This window comes from Streptomyces sp. NPDC091292, assembly GCF_044757265.1.
GTDB lineage: Bacteria > Actinomycetota > Actinomycetes > Streptomycetales > Streptomycetaceae > Streptomyces.
Map to the genome: position 1 here is coordinate 250,902 of NZ_JBIVUQ010000010.1, position 15,551 is coordinate 266,452.

General features: G+C 70.4%; 13 protein-coding genes. 10 read left to right on the top strand and 3 right to left on the bottom strand.

Annotation, left to right across the window (positions count from 1 at the left end; genetic code table 11):
• Positions 1-191: 191 nt before the first annotated feature.
• The 9 genes from ACIQNU_RS26395 to ACIQNU_RS26435 all read left to right on the top strand — a co-directional run bounded on the left by ACIQNU_RS26395 (position 192) and on the right by ACIQNU_RS26435 (position 12,594).
• Positions 192-878 (top strand): phosphatase PAP2 family protein, encoded by a 687-nt coding sequence (locus ACIQNU_RS26395; protein ID WP_401371018.1) that lies wholly within the window; start codon positions 192-194, stop codon positions 876-878.
• Between the two features lie 276 nt (positions 879-1,154).
• Positions 1,155-3,104: an acyl-CoA dehydrogenase family protein gene (locus tag ACIQNU_RS26400; RefSeq protein WP_401371021.1), complete on the top strand. Its 1,950-nt coding sequence runs from the start codon at positions 1,155-1,157 to the stop codon at positions 3,102-3,104.
• A gap of 100 nt (positions 3,105-3,204) precedes the next feature.
• The gene (dxr, locus tag ACIQNU_RS26405; protein ID WP_401371024.1) at positions 3,205-4,467 is read left to right on the top strand and encodes a 1-deoxy-D-xylulose-5-phosphate reductoisomerase; all 1,263 of its coding nucleotides are present in this window, start codon (positions 3,205-3,207) and stop codon (positions 4,465-4,467) included.
• Entirely contained in the window at positions 4,464-5,765 is a 1,302-nt protein-coding gene (locus tag ACIQNU_RS26410) for a M50 family metallopeptidase (RefSeq protein WP_401371025.1), read from the top strand. The genes dxr and ACIQNU_RS26410 overlap by 4 nt, the downstream gene beginning before the upstream one ends.
• 164 nt (positions 5,766-5,929) lie before the next feature.
• Entirely contained in the window at positions 5,930-7,087 is a 1,158-nt protein-coding gene (gene ispG, locus ACIQNU_RS26415) for a flavodoxin-dependent (E)-4-hydroxy-3-methylbut-2-enyl-diphosphate synthase (protein WP_401371027.1), read from the top strand.
• Between the two features lie 296 nt (positions 7,088-7,383).
• A complete protein-coding gene (locus ACIQNU_RS26420) occupies positions 7,384-9,207 on the top strand; it encodes an alpha-L-fucosidase (protein WP_401371029.1) in 1,824 nt (607 codons plus the stop codon).
• A 113-nt stretch (positions 9,208-9,320) separates the two neighbouring features.
• Positions 9,321-10,169: a GNAT family N-acetyltransferase gene (locus ACIQNU_RS26425; protein ID WP_401371031.1), complete on the top strand. Its 849-nt coding sequence runs from the start codon at positions 9,321-9,323 to the stop codon at positions 10,167-10,169.
• Positions 10,170-10,239: 70 nt separating this feature from the next.
• A complete protein-coding gene (locus ACIQNU_RS26430; RefSeq protein ID WP_401371034.1) occupies positions 10,240-10,827 on the top strand; it encodes a GNAT family N-acetyltransferase in 588 nt (195 codons plus the stop codon).
• Positions 10,828-10,899: 72 nt separating this feature from the next.
• Entirely contained in the window at positions 10,900-12,594 is a 1,695-nt protein-coding gene (locus ACIQNU_RS26435) for a proline--tRNA ligase (RefSeq protein WP_401371037.1), read from the top strand.
• A 200-nt stretch (positions 12,595-12,794) separates the two neighbouring features.
• Here ACIQNU_RS26435 and ACIQNU_RS26440 read toward each other — a convergent pair whose 3' ends face one another.
• Genes ACIQNU_RS26440 through ACIQNU_RS26450 form a run of 3 tightly spaced genes read right to left on the bottom strand, consistent with a single transcriptional unit; the run spans position 12,795 to position 14,845 of the window.
• Positions 12,795-13,721, bottom strand: coding sequence for an aminoglycoside phosphotransferase family protein (locus ACIQNU_RS26440; protein ID WP_401371040.1), 927 nt, complete (start codon positions 13,719-13,721; stop codon positions 12,795-12,797).
• Between the two features lie 51 nt (positions 13,722-13,772).
• Complete coding sequence (locus tag ACIQNU_RS26445) at positions 13,773-14,273, bottom strand: ferritin-like domain-containing protein (RefSeq protein ID WP_401371153.1); 501 nt, start codon at positions 14,271-14,273, stop codon at positions 13,773-13,775.
• 5 nt (positions 14,274-14,278) lie between these two features.
• Positions 14,279-14,845, bottom strand: a complete 567-nt coding sequence (locus ACIQNU_RS26450) for a hypothetical protein (RefSeq protein ID WP_401371043.1) — start codon at positions 14,843-14,845, stop codon at positions 14,279-14,281.
• Positions 14,846-15,030: 185 nt separating this feature from the next.
• Here ACIQNU_RS26450 and rimP point away from each other — a divergent pair, with 185 nt between their 5' ends.
• Positions 15,031-15,549 carry a ribosome maturation factor RimP gene (gene rimP / locus ACIQNU_RS26455; protein ID WP_401371046.1) on the top strand — a complete coding sequence of 173 codons (519 nt, stop codon included), beginning with the start codon at positions 15,031-15,033 and terminating at the stop codon, positions 15,547-15,549.
• Positions 15,550-15,551 lie beyond the last annotated feature (2 nt).

Sequence of the window (15,551 nt, forward strand, 5' to 3'; positions counted from 1 at the left end):
TTGGTCCCCCATTCCCTCCCGTAGGTTTGGCGCAGATGAGAGAAACACCCCGCTCACAGGAGACTGTGGGCGACACCTGGACGTGGCCTCCCCAGTCGCGTTCGGGTCGTGCCTTCGCGCACACACCCGGAGCTTCAGGCTCCGGATTTCCTCACCGATCGGATGGCCGCCCGCCCCAAACCCCCCGGGGCGTGCGGCAAACCGATCAGAACGGCCGCTTCGGAACGACCCCCCCTGTTCCGGGGCGGCCGTCGGCGTACCCGGCCGCCCTTCTCGCCGTCCTTCTCGGCACACTCTTCGCGGTCATCACCTGGCAGGTGGCGGCCGGCGGCCCGCTGGCCCGCGCGGACGAGCGCTGGAGCCGCGCCGCCCTCGCCGGCCGGCTCCCGCAAGGCATCGCCGAACTCCTCGCCGACCTCGGCAGTGTCGCCGTGGCCGTACCGGTCCTCGTCCTGGTCGCGGGGTACGTGGCATGGCGGGCGCGAGGTGCGGGCGAGCCGCGCTGGTGGGGCCCGTCTGTGGCCGCGCTGGTCCCGATGGCCGCCGTACCGCTCCTCGTGATCCCACTGAAGGAACTGATCGCCCGGCCGGGCCCGCCCGTGATGGGACCCGGCACCGGTTTCTACCCCTCGGGCCACACCGCGACGGCAACCGTGGCCTACGGCGCGGCAACCCTGCTCCTCCTCCCCCTGCTCAGCCCCCACGCCCGCCGAGAACTGACGGCTGCCTACTACGTCATCAACCTCGCCGTAGGCCTGGGCCTGGTACGGCGGGGCTACCACTGGCCCCTGGACGTGCTGGCTAGCTGGTGCCTGGGAGGCTTGCTGGTACTGGGCCTGTGGCGGTACCTACGCGGGGAACGGGGGCGCACTTTGTGAGGGGCGCGGGGAACTGCGCAATCTTTTAAGGGGCGCGGGGAACTGCGCACTTTTCAAGGGGCGCGGGGAACTGCGCGATCTTTTAGGGGCGCGGGGAACTGCGCAACCGCCCACAGACGGCCCGAGGCTTTCGTACCGGTCGACCAGCGGAGCGTTGAGCCGAACGCCGCGCGAGGGCTGGCCGGGTGCGGGGGATTGGGGTACATACGGAGGAGTAGAACCGGTCGGTAACGCATCGGCCGTGTCCGACCGACTCGCGGCGAGGTGAGCCCCCTCATGACCGCTCAGACCAACACCCCCACCCCCCGACCGACCGTCACCGAGCGGGAAGCCCGCCAGGTGGCCGAGGCCGCGCGCGAGCAGGACTGGCGCCGGCCGAGCTTCGCGAAGGAGCTGTTCCTCGGACGGTTCCGCCTCGATCTGATCCACCCGCATCCGCTCCCCGCCGCCGAGGACGTGCGGCGCGGCGAGAAGTTCCTCGCGACGCTCCGCGAATTCTGCGAGACGAAGATCGACGCCGCGCGGATCGAACGCGAGGCGCAGATCCCCGACGAGACCATCAAGGGCCTCAAGGAACTGGGCGCGCTCGGCATGAAGATCGACCGCGAGTACGGCGGCCTCGGTCTCACCCAGGTGTACTACAACAAGGCGCTCGCCCTCGTCGGCTCGGTCAGCCCGGCGATCGGCGCACTGCTCTCCGCACACCAGTCCATCGGCGTACCGCAGCCGCTGAAGCAGTTCGGCACCCAGGAGCAGCGGGAGACCTTCCTGCCGCGCTGCGCCCGTACGGACATCTCCGCGTTCCTGCTCACCGAGCCCGACGTGGGCTCCGACCCGGCGCGGCTCGCCACCAGCGCCGTACCCGACGGCGACGACTACGTCATCGACGGTGTGAAGCTGTGGACGACCAACGGGGTCGTGGCCGATCTGCTCGTCGTCATGGCGCGGGTGCCGAAGTCCGAAGGGCACAAGGGCGGCATCACGGCGTTCGTCGTGGAGGCGGAGTCCGAGGGCATCACGGTCGAGAACCGCAACGCCTTCATGGGGCTGCGCGGCCTGGAGAACGGGGTCACACGGTTCCACCAGGTCCGGGTGCCCGCGGCCAACCGTATCGGCCCCGAGGGCGCGGGCCTGAAGATCGCGCTCACCACCCTCAACACCGGCCGGCTCTCGCTGCCCGCGATGTGCGTCGGCGCCGGGAAATGGTCGCTGAAGATCGCCCGCGAATGGTCGGGCGCGCGCGAGCAGTGGGGCAAGCCGGTCGCGTACCACGAGGCCGTCGGCGCCAAGATCTCCTTCATCGCGGCCACGACCTTCGCCCTGGAAGCAGTGGTCGACCTGTCCTCGCAGATGGCCGACGAGCACCGCAACGACATCCGGATCGAAGCCGCGCTCGCCAAGCTCTACGGCTCCGAGATGGGCTGTCTGATGGCCGACGAACTTGTCCAGATCCGGGGCGGACGCGGCTTCGAGACGGCCGCGTCGCTGGCGGCGCGCGGCGAGCGGGCGGTCCCCGCCGAACAGCTCCTGCGCGATCTGCGGATCAACCGCATCTTCGAGGGCTCCACGGAGATCATGCACCTGCTGATCGCCCGCGAGGCCGTCGACGCGCATCTGTCGGTCGCCGGCGACCTCATCGACCCGGACAAGTCCCTCCAGGACAAGGCCAGGGCGGGCGCCAAGGCCGGCGGCTTCTACGCCCGCTGGCTGCCGAAACTGGTCGCGGGCCCCGGCCAGCTCCCGCGCTCCTACGCCGAGTTCCACCCCGCGGGACACACCGACCTGTCCACACATCTGCGGTACGTCGAGCGCGCGTCCCGCAAACTCGCCCGCTCCACCTTCTACGCCATGTCCCGCTGGCAGGGCCGTATGGAGACCAAGCAGGGCTTCCTCGGCCGGATCGTCGACATCGGCGCCGAACTCTTCGCGATGAGCGCCGCCTGCGTACGCGCCGAACTGCTCCGCACCTCCGGCGACCACGGCCGCGAGGCGTACCAGCTCGCCGACGCGTTCTGCCGCCAGGCCCGCGTCCGCGCCGACGAACTCTTCGCCCGCCTGTGGACCAACACCGACGACCTGGACCGCAGGGTCGTCAAGGGCGTCATGACCGGCGCCTACACCTGGCTCGAAGAGGGCGTGGTCGACCCCAGCGGAGACGGCCCCTGGATCGCCGACGCCACCCCCGGCCCGACCGGCAAGGAGAACGTCCACCGGTCCGTCCACTGACGCCGTCCGGCCCCCCGTCCCGCGTCGGCGGCGACCCCCGACCCGAATGTGTCGGGGGCGCCCTGTCCGGGCGGGGGTGTGGTGCGGACACAATGGGGGGATGACCGACAGTCCTGCCCCACTCGCCGACCCGCATCTCGTCTTCGACCCCGTGGACGGGCGCCGGGACATCGTCATCCTCGGGTCCACCGGGTCGATCGGCACCCAGGCCATCGACCTCGTGCTCCGTAACCCCGACCGCTTCCGCGTCACCTCTCTCTCCGCCGCCGGCGGACGCGTCGGGCTCCTCGCCGAGCAGGCGCACCGGCTGCGGGTCCGCACGGTCGGCGTCGCCCGCGAGGACGCCGTACCGGCGCTGCGCGAGGCACTGCGCGCGGCGTACGGGGCCGGGGAGCCGCTGCCGGAGATCCTCGCGGGGCCCGACGCGGCCACCCAGCTCGCCGCGTCGGACGCGCACACCGTCCTCAACGGCATCACCGGGTCCATCGGGCTCGCCCCCACCCTCGCGGCCCTGGAGGCCGGCCGTACCCTCGCGCTCGCCAACAAGGAGTCGCTGATCGTCGGCGGGCCCCTCGTCAAGGCGCTGGCCAAGCCGGGGCAGATCATCCCCGTCGACTCCGAGCACGCGGCCCTCTTCCAGGCCCTGGCCGCCGGCACCCGCGCCGACGTAAGGAAGCTGATCGTCACCGCGTCCGGCGGGCCGTTCCGCGGCCGGACCAAGGCGGAGCTGGCCGACGTCACGCCCGACGCGGCGCTCGCCCATCCGACCTGGGCTATGGGACCGGTCATCACGATCAACTCCGCGACCCTCGTCAACAAGGGTCTGGAAGTCATCGAGGCGCACCTCCTCTACGACATCCCGTTCGACCGGATCGAGGTGGTCGTGCACCCGCAGTCGTACGTCCACTCGATGGTGGAGTTCACCGACGGCTCCACGCTCGCCCAGGCCACCCCGCCCGACATGAGCGGGCCCATCGCCATCGGCATCGGCTGGCCCGAGCGGGTGCCCGACGCGGCCCCCGCCTTCGACTGGACGAAGGCGTCGAGCTGGGAGTTCTTCCCCCTCGACACCGACGCGTTCCCGTCGGTCGGGCTCGCCCGGCACGTGGGGCAGCTCGCGGGAACCGCTCCGGCGGTGTTCAATGCCGCAAACGAGGAGTGCGTGGACGCGTTCCTGAACGGCGCCCTGCCGTTCAACGGCATCATGGAGACCGTCACCGAGGTCGTCGCCGAACACGGCACACCGCGTACGGGAACCTCGCTCACCGTCGCGGACGTCCTCGAAGCGGAGACCTGGGCGCGCGCTCGGGCCCGTGAACTGACGGCGCACGCGACGGACAACACGGCGGAGGCTCGTGCATGACGACCCTGATGATGATCCTCGGCATAGTCGTCTTCGCGGTCGGGCTGCTGATCTCGATCGCCTGGCACGAGCTGGGGCATCTGTCGACGGCGAAGCTCTTCGGCATCCGCGTTCCGCAGTACATGGTCGGCTTCGGCCCGACGATCTGGTCGCGCAAGAAGGGCGACACGGAGTACGGCGTGAAGGCCATCCCGCTCGGCGGATACATCCGCATGATCGGGATGTTCCCGCCGGGGGCCGACGGCCGGATCGAGGCCCGCTCCACCTCGCCGTGGCGCGGCATGGTCGAGGACGCCAGGTCGGCGGCGTTCGAGGAGCTGGAACCGGGCGACGAGAGCCGCCTCTTCTACACGCGCAAGCCGTGGAAGAGGGTCATCGTCATGTTCGCCGGGCCGTTCATGAACCTGATCCTGGCCGTCGCGATCTTCCTCGGCGTGATGATGACGTTCGGTGTGCAGACCCAGACCACCACGGTGAGCAAGGTCTCGGACTGCGTCATCCAGCAGAGCGAGAACCGTACGACCTGTGAGAAGAGCGACGAGGTCGCCCCGGCGAAGCAGGCCGGGCTCCAGGGCGGCGACAAGATCGTCGCGTTCAACGGGCAGCCCGTCGACGACTGGTCCACGCTCCAGTCCCGTATCCGCGACACCATCGGCCCGGCCACCATCACGGTCGAGCGCGACGGCAAGCGCCAGGACCTGCACGCGACGCTCATCAAGAACCAGGTCAGTAAGACCGACGGCCAGGGCGGCTATGTCGAGGGCAAGTACGTGGACGCCGGATTCCTCGGCTTCACGCCCGCGTCCGGCATCGTCCAGCAGGGCTTCGGCGACTCCGTGAACCGCATGGGCGACATGATGCAGAACGGCGTCGAATCCCTCATCGCCCTGCCCTCGAAGATCCCCGCCCTGTGGGACGCGGCCTTCGGTGACGGCCCCCGCGAGGCGGACTCGCCGATGGGTGTCGTGGGCGCCGCCCGGGTCGGCGGCGAGGTGTTCACGCTGGACATCCCGCCGGAGAACCAGATCGCGATGATGCTGTTCCTCGTCGCGGGCTTCAACCTCTCGCTGTTCCTGTTCAACATGCTGCCGCTGCTCCCGCTCGACGGCGGGCACATCGCGGGAGCCCTCTGGGAGTCGGTGCGGCGGCACACGGCCCGCGTGTTCAAGCGGCCCGACCCGGGCCCGTTCGATGTCGCGAAGCTCATGCCCGTCGCCTATGTGGTCGCCGGAATCTTCATCTGCTTCACGATCCTGGTGCTGATCGCCGACGTCGTTAACCCGGTCAGAATCTCCTGATCACGGTTCATTCATGGCGGCCGGACAGAATACCTGTCCGGCCGTCCACCATTGCGGGGGGTTCGGGGACGTGATGTCGGCCGTTTCCCGCCGGTGCCGTAATCTCGGGGGTTGGAGCCCGCCGACGACGGGACCTTGATCCATACCTTGGGGTTGCACAGCAGATGACTGCGATTTCTCTCGGCATGCCGTCCGTTCCGACCAAGCTCGCCGAGCGCCGGCACAGCCGGCAGATCCAGGTCGGCTCCGTGGCGGTGGGCGGGGACGCCCCTGTGTCGGTGCAGTCGATGACGACGACGCGTACGTCGGACATCGGGGCGACGCTTCAGCAGATCGCGGAGCTGACGGCGTCGGGGTGTCAGATCGTGCGGGTCGCGTGTCCGACTCAGGATGATGCGGATGCTTTGGCGGTGATTGCGCGGAAGTCGCAGATTCCGGTGATCGCGGATATTCATTTCCAGCCGAAGTACGTGTTCGCGGCGATCGACGCGGGCTGTGCGGCGGTGCGGGTGAATCCCGGGAACATCAAGCAGTTCGACGACAAGGTCAAGGAGATCGCGAAGGCGGCGAATGACGCGCGTACGCCGATTCGTATCGGGGTGAACGCGGGATCGCTGGACCAGCGGCTGCTGAAGAAGTACGGCAAGGCGACGCCGGAGGCTCTGGTGGAGTCGGCGCTGTGGGAGGCGTCGCTGTTCGAGGAGCACGGTTTCCGGGACATCAAGATCTCGGTGAAGCACAACGACCCGGTGGTCATGGTCAACGCCTACCGGCAGTTGGCCGCGCAGTGCGACTACCCGTTGCACCTGGGCGTCACTGAGGCGGGCCCGGCCTTCCAGGGCACGATCAAGTCGGCGGTCGCCTTCGGTGCGCTGCTCAGCGAGGGCATCGGCGACACCATCCGCGTCTCGCTGTCCGCGCCGCCCGTCGAAGAGGTCAAGGTCGGCAACCAGATCCTGGAGTCCCTCAACCTCCGCCAGCGCGGCCTGGAGATCGTGTCGTGCCCCTCGTGCGGACGCGCCCAGGTCGACGTCTACAAGCTGGCCGAGGAGGTCACGGCGGGTCTGACCGGCATGGAGGTGCCGTTGCGGGTCGCGGTGATGGGCTGTGTCGTGAACGGTCCGGGTGAGGCCCGTGAGGCGGATCTCGGTGTGGCGTCCGGTAATGGCAAGGGTCAGATCTTCGTGAAGGGCGAGGTCATCAAGACGGTGCCCGAGTCGAAGATCGTGGAGACCCTGATCGAGGAGGCGATGAAGATCGCCGAGCAGATGGAGCGGGACGGCATCGCGTCCGGTGAGCCGGAGGTCTCCGTCAGCGGCTGAGCCCGCCCGGTACTTACTGTGCCCCGCCCGCATCGCGCGGCGGGGCACAGCCATGTCCGGGTTCCATGTCCGGGTTCACTCCGGTCCCTCTCCGCACATCGTCTTGACAGATCCGATGTCTGGCAGCAACTTATTCGGGCGTGTCGGCTGAAGAAAGCGCTGGCTGCCCTTTGTTAGCGTTCCACCCCCTTCGGATACGAGGTTCAGTGCAGCCATTCATCGGATGACCAGGAGCGCGCGCCAACCGCCAAGGCCGACTGCGACGCCCTCCACGTCTACGGAACCGAGGTGACCGCGTGACCCGCACCTCCCGCACCGGAACCACCCGTACCACCCGTACCTCCCGCAGAGCCCCCTTGTGGGCCGCCGTCCTCTCCCTCCTCGCCGGCCTCCTCCTGGCCGTCACCCCCGCCGCCCAGGCCCACGACACCGCACCCGCCGACCCGGCCCGCCAATCCATGCTCCGGAACGCCACCGCCGGGCTCTTCCTGCACTGGGGCATGTTCACCGCGCCCAAGCACTACACCTGCGAATCCTGGGAGAAGGCCGTCACCGACAGCGGCTGGACCCCGGACTACTGGGTCGACGAGGCCAAGAAGCTCAAGGCGAGCTACATCGTCCTGGCCACCTTCCACTCCCGCCTCGGCTACGCCCGCCCCTGGCCATCGGCCATCCCCGGCTCCTGCTCCACCCGGCGGGACATCCTCGGCGAACTCGTCGACGCGGCCGAGGCCCAGGGCCTCAAGACCATCCTCTACATGACCGACGACCCCCAGTGGCACGCCGAACAGGGCATCGAAACCCTCGACTCGGCCGCCTACTCCGCCCACAAGGGCAAGGACGTCGACCTCACCACACGGGACGGCTTCGGGGAATTCTCGTACGAGAACTTCTTCGAGGTCATGCGCAACTACCCGAAGCTGGCGGGCTTCTGGATCGACAACGACAACGCGTACTGGGAACAGCACCAGCTCTACGAGCAGATCCGCGAGCTGCGCCCCGACATGACGCTGAGCAACAACAACGAGGACACCCCGATCATGGACATGGTGTCCCACGAGCAGAAGACGGGCATGGTCCCGCCCTACGACCAGCCCGCCGCGATCTGGACCCCGCTGCCCCGGCTCACCGAGTCCTGCTACAAGGTCCCGGACACCGGTTCCTGGTGGTACGACGGCCAGGACCGGCCGGTGAGCACCGGGCTCAACGTCGGCCGCTATGTCGCCAACGCCGGTACCTCGATCCGGTCCCTGATGGACCTGACCGCCATGGTCGACGGAAGGTTCCCGCCGAAACAGCAGGCGTTCACCGACTTCATGAAGGACTACCTGCCACCGATCTGGGAATCCCTGCACGGCGTCGACGGCGGCGGATATCTGTACGGGGGCATGCAGCCCGGCGCCTGGAACGACGGCGCCTACGGCTATGTCACCGTCAGCCGGACCCGCCCCACCACCCAGTACCTGCACGTGACCACCAAGCCCACCACCGGCGACCAGGTACGCGTCCGGGACAACGGCTACCGCGTCAAGCGCGTCACCGACCTGCGGACCGGGAAGCGGTACCCCTTCGACCAGCGCGACGGCACCCTCACCGTCCGGTCCGTGACCGACTGGGACCCGTACGACACCGTCCTCAAGGTCGAGACCCTGCCGCACCGCGAAGGCGTCTACCCCACGGGCTCCGTCAAGGCGAGCGAACCCGCCCTCACCGACGGCGACTTCACCACCTACTGGGACAACAAGGGCACGCTCCCCGCCTCGCTCACCCTCGACCTGGGGCGCGTGAAGCGGGCCGCCTACCTCGGCATCAACCAGCGCGAGTGGTCACCCACGTACAACCGGGAGACCTTCGGGCGCCCCGAGGACTCCGCCCGTATCAAGGACTACACCGTGTCCGTGAGCGAGGACGGCACCACCTGGCGGCAGGTGCGGGCCGGGGTCCTGGAGAGCGCGCGGGGCATCCGCTTCATCGACCTCGGCACCGACGGCGTCCGCACCCGCTACGTCCGGCTCGATGTCGCCACCACGTGGTCCTCGCCGACCGTGCCCCGCTTCTACCAGCAGCTCCAGATCGACGAGATCCAGGTCGGACACGGCCACCCGAAGAGCCACGGCTGACCCTCCCCACCACGGTGCGCCGCCCGGCGGCTCCTCTCCACCGGGCGGCGCCCCACAACCTCGCCAGGTACAGTGCCAGGACCAGCAGACCGTATGGTGAGGCCCCCGCGAACGTGTTGACTCAGACCACCACCAGGGTCCTCGAACCGAGTGACCTCGACGCAGCGCTCGCCGTGCTCGACCGCGAGCCGGTGGCCAACGCCTTCGTCACCTCGCGCGTCCAGATCGCCGGACTCGACCCCTGGCGCCTCGGCGGCGAGATGTGGGGCTGGTACGAGGACGGGATGCTGGAATCCCTCTGCTACGCGGGCGCCAACCTCGTCCCGCTCTGCGCGACCCCGCGCGCGGTGCGCGGCTTCGCCGACCGGGCCCGCCGCGCCGGCCGCCGCTGCTCCTCGATCGTCGGCCCCGCCGAACCCACCGCCCTGCTGTGGCGGCTCCTCGAACCGAACTGGGGCCCCGCGCGCGAGGTACGCGCCCACCAGCCCCTGATGGTCACCGACCGGCTCTCCGACACCGTCGCCCCGGATCCGTACGTCCGCCGCATCCGCAAGGACGAGATGGAGACGATCATGCCCGCGTGCGTGGCCATGTTCACCGAGGAGGTCGGCGTATCGCCGCTCGCCGGGGACGGCGGCCTGCTCTACCAGGCCCGGGTCGCGGAACTCGTCGGCGCGGGGCGCTCGTTCGCCCGCGTCGATCAGGACGGCAAGGTCGTCTTCAAGGCGGAGATCGGCGCCGCGACCTCGCAGGCGTGCCAGATCCAGGGCGTCTGGGTCGCCCCCGAATACCGGGGCCAGGGACTCGCGGCGCCCGGCATGGCGGCCGTCCTGCGGTACGCGCTCGCCGATGTCGCCCCCGTCGCCAGCCTCTACGTCAACGACTACAACACGGCGGCGCGGGCCGCGTACCGGCGCGTGGGGTTCCAGGAGGTCGGCGCCTTCATGAGTGTCCTGTTCTGACCCGGTGGCCGCCGGGCGCGCGCCCGCGCGACCCACCCCGACCCACCGCCCCCGAGGTAGTCTCCCCGGCATGCTGCGCTTTCCCGGGTCCGGCTCCCGTATCCCCGACGACGACGTCTTTCTCGGGCCGCTGGACCTCGCGGCACGCGTGGACGAGGCCCTGGCCGTGCAGGCGCACGCCTTCGGACTCAGCGACGACGAGATCAGCGTGCGGCGCCAGATCGTGCTGCGGCACCTCACCTACCCGGGGGCCCGCGCACTCGGCGCCACCCGCGCGGACGGCCGGCTCGTCGGCTTCGTCTACGGCATGCCCAACGACCGCGCCCACTGGTGGTCCACCGTCGTCCAGCCCTATCTGCGCCTCCAGGGGCACGACGGTTGGCTCGACGGGTCCTTCGTGATCACGGAACTCCACGTCCACCCCGGCTACCAGAACCGGGGCATCGGACGCGGCCTGATCACCGGCCTCACCGACACCGCCGCGCAGCCCCGCTCGATCCTGTCGGCCATCGACATCGAGAGCCCGGCCCGCGCCCTGTACCGCTCCCTCGGCTACCGCGACCTGGCCCGCCAGGTCCAGTTCCCGAGCGCTCCGAAACCGTACGCGGTCATGGGGGCGCCGCTGCCTCTGCTGCGCCGCGAGGAGCCGTACGGGTAACAACCGATTTCCTCGGGCCCGGCGGCCCCGGCTAACCTCCTGCCCATCACCCTTTCGCAGCAGGAGTTCACCATGGCCCAGGTCCAGCGCATGTCCCGCTTGATGATCAAGACGCTGCGCGACGACCCGGCGGACGCCGAGACGCTCAGCCACAAGCTGCTGGTCCGCGCCGGTTACGTACGCCGCAACGCGGCCGGCATCTGGACCTGGCTGCCGCTCGGCAAGAAGGTCCTCGACAACATCTCGCGCGTCGTCCGCGAGGAGATGGACGCCATCGGCGCCCAGGAGGTCCTGCTCCCCGCCCTGCTGCCCAAGGAGCCGTACGAGGCGTCCGCGCGCTGGGAGGAGTACGGCGACCTGCTGTTCCGCCTCAAGGACCGCAAGGGCGGCGAGTATCTGCTCGGCCCGACGCACGAGGAGATCTTCACGCTCGTCGTCAAGGACCAGGTCGCGTCCTACAAGGACCTGCCCGTGATGCTCTACCAGATCCAGACCAAGTACCGCGACGAGGCCCGCCCCCGGTCCGGCGTCCTGCGCGGACGCGAGTTCCAGATGAAGGACTCGTACTCCTTCGACACCACCGACGAAGGTCTCGCCGAGGCGTACGGGCTGCACCGCGCCGCGTACCAGAAGATCTTCGCGCGCCTGGGTCTCGACTACCGCATCGTCTCCGCCGTCTCCGGCGCGATGGGCGGTTCCGCGTCCGAGGAGTTCCTCGCGCCCGCCGCCGCCGGTGAGGACACCTTCGTGGACTGTCCCGCCTGCGACTACGCCGCCAACACCGAAGCGGTCACCTTCCCGCTCAAGCCGGTCGACGGCGCCGCGCACGGGCCCGTCGAGGAGCTGGACACCCCCGACACACCGACCATCGAGTCCCTGGCCGAGCACCTGGGCGTGCCCGCGTCGGCCACCCTCAAGAACCTCCTCGTCAAGGTCGACGGCGAGATCGTCGCCGTCGGCGTCCCCGGCGACCGCGAGGTCGACCTCGGCAAGCTCGGCGAACACCTCGCACCCGCCGTCGTGGAACTCGTCACCGCCGAGGACTTCGAGGGCCGCGACGATCTCGTACGCGGCTATGTCGGCCCGCAGGGCCTGGAGAAGATCCGCTACATCGCCGACCCGCGCATCGCACCCGGCACCTCCTGGATCACCGGCGCCAACAAGAAGGACACCCACGCGCGCGACGTGGTGTGCGGCCGGGACTTCGAGGTCGACGACTACCTGGACGTCGTCGTGGTCGAAGAGGGCGACCCCTGCCCCGCCTGCTCCACCGGCCTCAAGCTGGACCGCGCCATCGAGATCGGCCACATCTTCCAGCTCGGCCGCAAGTACGCGGACACCTTCGGACTCGACGTCCTCGGCCAGCAGGGCAAGCCGGTCCGCGTGACCATGGGCTCCTACGGCATCGGGGTCTCGCGCGCCGTCGCGGCACTCGCCGAGCAGACGGCGGACGACCAGGGCCTGTGCTGGCCCCAGGAGATCGCACCCGCCGACGTCCACGTGGTCGCCGCAGGCAAGGCCCTCCAGACGGAACTCGCCCTCGACGTCGCCGAACGCCTCACGGCCGCCGGCGTACGGGTCCTGGTGGACGACCGCGCCGGAGTCTCCCCGGGCGTCAAGTTCACGGACGCGGAACTCATCGGCGTCCCCACCATCCTGATCGCGGGCCGCCGCTCAGCAGAAGGAATCCTCGAACTGAAGGACCGCAGGACAGGGGCGCGGGAAGAGCTGACAGCGGAAGAGGCCCTGACGAGGCTGACGGCCTGATCCCAAGGAACCCACCCACCCTTCCGCCGTCCCCGCTGTGGGCAGGCGTTCCCGCCGACCCGCTCCCGCCCACCCGCCTTCCCGCCCCGACCCGCTGTGGGCAGGCGTTCCGCACGGCGGAACGGGTGGGCACAGCCCGATCCACCGGTGACCCGGAAGGAAAGCCCGGCCCGGCACGGGCCCCGGGGGACCGGGGGGCCTCAAAGCCACCCGGAGAACTCCAACAAAAGCTCCGCATCCCGCGACCGCCCCACGCGAAGTGCCCGTACACCCGACTCCACCGCCCGAAACAACGCCCACCCCCGCACCCGGTCCTGATCAAGATCCAGCGACTCGGCAAGCCGCTTCACCCGCCGCCGAGTGATCGATGCCCCCGACGGCGAAGCGATCACATCCTCGACCCGGTCCCGCACCAACCGCGCCAGATCGAACGCACACTCACCCACCACCGGATCGGGCCCCACGGCCAGCCACGGAAACCGCTCCCCGGCCAACACCTTGCTCTGCCGGAACGTCCCGTGCAGCAACCTCCGCTCAGGCGGCGCGGCCAACAACTCGTCCCGCGCCGCGAGCGCCGCGTCGACCAGCCCCCCGACCTCCGCACCGGCGGACGCCCGCATCGCCTCGGCCTGCCGCCCGGTCCGCTCCGCCACCGTCTCGAACACATGGACGCCGTCAGCGGGCGGCTCCACCCACAGCCGCCGCAGCGTCCCGGCCGCCTCCAGCATCGACTTCGCCTCCGGCAGCGACCGCACGGAGACATCTGGCTGGAGCCGTTCCAGCAGGAGCACCCCGGGGGAGCCGTCGTCGTCCGGCGCCAGCTGCACCGCACCCGTACCGTTCCAGTGCGCGAGAGCCGCGCGCTCACTCTCCGGGCGACACCGCGCCGGCGCCAGCTTCAGCACGGCGGGCGTGCCGTCCGCGCGCCTGACCAGTACCACGACGCTGCTGCGGCCCCCGGGCACATGCACCCGCTCGACGGTCAGCCCGCCCCGCTCGACGGCCTCGTCGACGTACTTACCGAGCGATTCCAGCCACGCGCGCGTGCCGTCCGCTTCGGCGGAGCCACCGGCGTACCGCGCCTCGCCGAGCGCCCTCGTGAGGCGCTCCGGCGGTTCGAAAGCCATGGGTGCGTGCAGTCCTTCCGGGCGGAACAGCGGCACGGCGGTCCGGCCGTGCTACGTGTGCGGCGTCGCCTTCGCCGTCGACTCCGGGGTACCGGCCCGCTCGGCGAGACCAGGGAAGGCTACGCTGCCGCCCCGCCAGCGCACCGCCCGCACCGCCGCGTCCCGCAGGGCGTCCGCCGCCGCCCGCCGCCGCTCACCCTTGGCCGCCCGCACCAGATCCGCGTACACACCCGCGATCCGTTCCTCCAGATCCGCGGCGAGCCGCACCGCCGCTGCCGAGTCCGGCACCGGGAACGGCAGCGCGTACGCCGCCGCCGACGGCTCGGGCTGCCCGCCCAAGTCCCGTACCGCACGGGCGAGTTCGTCGCGCCGGGCGCGGTGGGCGTCGTACGCCGCGCGGGCGTCGTCCGACCGGCCGTCGCGGATCCGGCCGCCCACGACGCCGTAGCCGTAGACCGCAGCGTGCTCCGCCGCGAGCGCCGCCTGTACGGCCTTCAGCTCGGCCTTCTTCGCGGCACCGCTTTCCCCGCGCGCCGCCGGAGCCTTCGTCACGTCCGTCACTTGTCGCCCTCCGTCAGCACATACGCGTGCGCGGCGCCCGCCGCCGCCACGGACGCCAGCAGCCGCGCGTCCTCACCCGGCAGGTCCAGCGACTGCGTCACCCGCCGGTCGGCCGTCTCCCGCTCCGCAGCCGCCAGCCACGAGAGCGCCTTCTTCGGATCGGCCGGTACGGAGGCCGCCGACGGAGCGGACGAGGGCGAGGAGGAAGCGGCGGCGGCCTCCACAGATCCCGGTGACGCGGACTTCTCCGGCTCCGCGCGCTTCGGCTCCTCGTGCCCGAACGCCTCCGCGTGCCGTTCGACCTCGGCCCGCAGCGGCGCGAGCCGGTCCGCGAGCCCGGGATGCGACGCGAGCACCGCGTCGTACCGCTCGGCCAGCGCGACGCTGTCCCGGGCCGCACGCGCGCGTGCCCGCACCACGGCCGACGGGCGGCCCGGCCCGCCGTCCGGCGACTCGTCGCCCGAGCAGCCCGTGAGCAGCACGGCCCCGGCGCCCGCGATCCCGGCGAGCAGACTCCTACGGCGCGGCCCGGACCGGGAGCGCGACGGCATGGTGAACGACACGGCAGACGTCCTCTGGGCTTCACGAAGGGAGGGTGTGGCGAAGGGAGTGCGGAGGGTGATTCGGCGTTGATCACGGTACCCGGGAGGTCCCGGTCGGTGGACGGCAACACCCTCCGCGACCGGATACCCTTTGACCTGACACAGGACCTTCCCACAACAGCACACGCGGCCGAGGAGTCACCCGGATGAGCACCACCCAGAGCGAGAGGCTGCGGGAACTACTGGAACCGCTCGTCAGCTCCCAGGACCTGGATCTCGAAGAGATCACAGTGACCCCGGCCGGCAAGCGACGTGTGCTGCGCATCGTGGTGGACTCCGACGAGGGCGTGCTGCTCGACACCTGTGCCGAACTGAGCCGTGAGATCTCCGACCGGCTCGACGCGACCGACGCCATGGGCTCCGGCGAGTACGTCCTCGAAGTGACGTCCCCCGGCGCCGACCGCCCGCTCACCGAACACCGCCACTACGCGCGCGCGGTGGGCCGTCTCGTCAAGTTCCAGCTCCACGACGGCGGTGAAGTCGTCGCCCGCGTGCTCACGGTCGACGACGACGGGCTCGACCTCGAAGTCCCCGGCGTCAAGGGCCGCAAGCCCACCTCACGCAGGCTCGCCTTCGACGCGGTCGCCAAGGCGCGCGTGGAGATCGAGTTCAACCGCAAGCACGACGACACGAACGACACGCACGAAGAGGCAGAGGAGGCGTAGCC

Excerpts from the sequence above, each read along its gene's own strand:
- ACIQNU_RS26400 (WP_401371021.1), top strand. The coding sequence starts at position 1,155 with ATGACCGCTCAGACCAACACCCCCACCCCCCGACCGACCGTCACCGAG.
- dxr (WP_401371024.1), top strand. The coding sequence starts at position 3,205 with ATGACCGACAGTCCTGCCCCACTCGCCGACCCGCATCTCGTCTTCGAC.
- ACIQNU_RS26410 (WP_401371025.1), top strand. The coding sequence starts at position 4,464 with ATGACGACCCTGATGATGATCCTCGGCATAGTCGTCTTCGCGGTCGGG.
- ispG (WP_401371027.1), top strand. The coding sequence starts at position 5,930 with ATGACTGCGATTTCTCTCGGCATGCCGTCCGTTCCGACCAAGCTCGCC.
- ACIQNU_RS26430 (WP_401371034.1), top strand. The coding sequence starts at position 10,240 with ATGCTGCGCTTTCCCGGGTCCGGCTCCCGTATCCCCGACGACGACGTC.
- ACIQNU_RS26435 (WP_401371037.1), top strand. The coding sequence starts at position 10,900 with ATGGCCCAGGTCCAGCGCATGTCCCGCTTGATGATCAAGACGCTGCGC.
- ACIQNU_RS26440 (WP_401371040.1), bottom strand. The coding sequence starts at position 13,721 with ATGGCTTTCGAACCGCCGGAGCGCCTCACGAGGGCGCTCGGCGAGGCG.
- rimP (WP_401371046.1), top strand. The coding sequence starts at position 15,031 with ATGAGCACCACCCAGAGCGAGAGGCTGCGGGAACTACTGGAACCGCTC.